Below are 2337 nucleotides of genomic sequence, written 5' to 3'. Positions count from 1 at the left end.
CCCCCCCCCCCCCCCCCCCCCCCCCCCCCCCCCGCCAGGAGGACCCCGTGTTCGGCAGCCGCCCCACCCTCGACGACCCGCCGCTGCCCGAGCACCGCGACGACTGGTCCCCGGACCGCCTGACCGCGTTCCGCGAGCGGCTCGACGCCGCGGTGTCGGCCCCGGGCGCCCGGGTCGGCGCGCTCCTCGACGAGGTGCCCGACACGCCCCGCAACCTGGCGTCGCTGCTCGAGCACCTCGTGGACGCGCACGCGCGACGCGCCCGCGCCGACGGGCGTGCGCGCGGTCTGGTGCGGGGTCCGCTCCCGGACGACGCCGTCGCGCGGGTCGGCCACCTCCTCGTCGCACACCGCCTGACCTACCGGCGCGGAGCCGGGCGGCGCCTCGTCCGGCGGTTCGCGCACGGGCCGTCGTCGGGGGTCCTGCGTCCGGACCGGAACGGGCGGCGCCTGCTGCGTCACCTGGCCGACGGTCTCGCGGCGGCGTCGGCCTGACCGCCCCGCGGCCGTCCCGCGGCGGCCCGGGCTAGGGTCCGAGGCATGGCGACCCTCGACGACGACCTCACGACGACCGCCACCGAGACGGGCTTCTCGGGGGTGGTGCGCGTCGACCGGCCCGGCGAACCGACGCTCGTGCGGGCGTTCGGGCTGGCCGACCGGGCGCACGGCGTCCCGATGACCCCCGACACCCGGCTGGGCGTCGCGAGCGGGTCCAAGGGGTTCACGGCGCTCGCCGTCATGTCGCTGGTCGACGAGGGCGTCCTGAGCCTGTCGACGACCGCACGCTCGCTGCTCGGCACGGACCTGCCGCTGGTCGCCGACGACGTCACCGTCGAGCACCTGCTGGCGCACCGGTCGGGCATCGGCGACTACCTCGACGACGACGCCGAGCCCGGCGAGTACCTCATGCCCGTCCCGGTGCACGTGCTCGCGACGACCGAGGCGTTCGTGCCCGTCCTCGACGGCCACCCCACCCTGTTCCCCGCGGGCGAGCGGTTCTCCTACTGCAACGGCGGGTACGTCCTGCTGGCGCTGCTCGCGGAGCGGGCGAGCGGCACGTCGTACCACGACCTGGTCCGCCGCCGGGTGCTCGGCCCCGCGGGCATGGTGGACACCGACTTCCTGCGCGGCGACGACCTGCCCGGCGACGCCGCGGTCGGGTACGTCGAGGTCGACGGCGTCACCCGGAGCAACGTGCTGCACCTGCCCGTCCTCGCGACGGGCGACGGCGGCGCCCACACGACCGTGGCGGACATGCACCGGTTCTGGACGGCGCTGCTCGCCGGGCGGATCGTGCCCGCCGCGACGGTCACGACGATGACCGCCCCGCACAGCGACGTCCCGGAGGAGGGCGCGCGGTACGGGCTGGGCTTCTGGCTCGACCCGGTCGGCGACGGGATCGGGCTCGTCGGCGCCGACGCCGGGGTGTCGTTCCGCAGCGCGCACTCCCCGTCGACCGGCGCGACGTGGACCGTCGTGAGCAACACGTCCGAGGGCGCGTGGCCTGTGGCGCGCGTGGTCGCCGCCGCGCTGCGCTGACCGGCCCGCCCGCCGTGGCCGACGACGGCCCGCTCTCGTACGACGCCGAGCTGCAGCGGCTCGACGTGGTGCTGCGCCGGGCAGCGGGCGTCCGTCCCGGCGAGCGCGTGCTCGACGTGGGCTGCGGCACGGGCGGGACGACCCGACGCGCTGCACGGGAGGCCGACGCCGGTCACGCGGGACCGGGCACCGCGGGAACGGGCGGGGCAGGACCAGGCACCGGAGGAACGGGACGGGCGGTCGGGATCGACGTGTCCGGGCCGGCGATCGCTCGGGCCCGCGTGCTGGCGGACGCGGAGGACGTGCGGAACGTCGACTTCGTGCACGGCGACGCGGCGGCGCACGCCTTCCCGCCGGGGGCCTTCGACGTGGTGGTCAGCCGGTTCGGCACGATGTTCTTCGACGACCCCGTCGCCGCGTTCACGACGGTCGGACGGGTGCTGCGCCCGGGCGGGCGGCTCGCCATGCTCGTCTGGCAGTCGGCCGACCGCAACGCGTGGGACGTCGCGATACGGGGCGCACTCGGGATCGGGGAGCACGTCCCCTCCCCCGGGTCCGACCCGTTCTCGCTGGCCGACCCGGCGACGGTGCGGACGGTCCTGGAGTCCGCCGGGTTCGCCGAGGTCACGTGCACCGACGTCGCCGAGCCGGTCTTCTACGGGCGCGACGTCGACGAGGCGCTCGGCTGGGTGGGCGGCTTCGTCAGCACGCGCGCCGCGCTCGACGACCTCGACCCCGCCGCGGCGACCGCCGCGGTCGCCCGCCTGCGCGACATCCTGGCGGAGCACCGGACCGCCGA

At 77.2% G+C, this 2337-nt stretch carries 3 protein-coding genes; all 3 read left to right on the top strand.

The features are described 5' to 3' along the window. Positions 1–47 precede the first annotated feature (47 nt). Complete coding sequence (locus tag CBZ_RS20065; protein ID WP_165446876.1) at positions 48–494, top strand: hypothetical protein; 447 nt, start codon at positions 48–50, stop codon at positions 492–494. Positions 495–539: 45 nt separating this feature from the next. After that, positions 540–1538: a serine hydrolase domain-containing protein gene (locus tag CBZ_RS20060; protein WP_130783190.1), complete on the top strand. Its 999-nt coding sequence runs from the start codon at positions 540–542 to the stop codon at positions 1536–1538. A 14-nt stretch (positions 1539–1552) separates the two neighbouring features. Continuing rightward, the coding region (locus CBZ_RS20055; protein ID WP_218022834.1) for a class I SAM-dependent methyltransferase at positions 1553–2337 on the top strand (785 nt) is incomplete at its 3' end.

The sequence above is a fragment of the Cellulomonas biazotea genome (genome assembly GCF_004306155.1).
Taxonomy (GTDB): Bacteria; Actinomycetota; Actinomycetes; order Actinomycetales; family Cellulomonadaceae; genus Cellulomonas; species Cellulomonas biazotea.
Note: the sequence above shows the minus strand (reverse complement) of the source record. Positions and strands in the feature narration are given on the sequence as shown.

Coding starts and splice junctions, on each gene's coding strand:
- CBZ_RS20060 (WP_130783190.1), top strand. CDS start 540: ATGGCGACCCTCGACGACGACCTCACGACGACCGCCACCGAGACGGGC.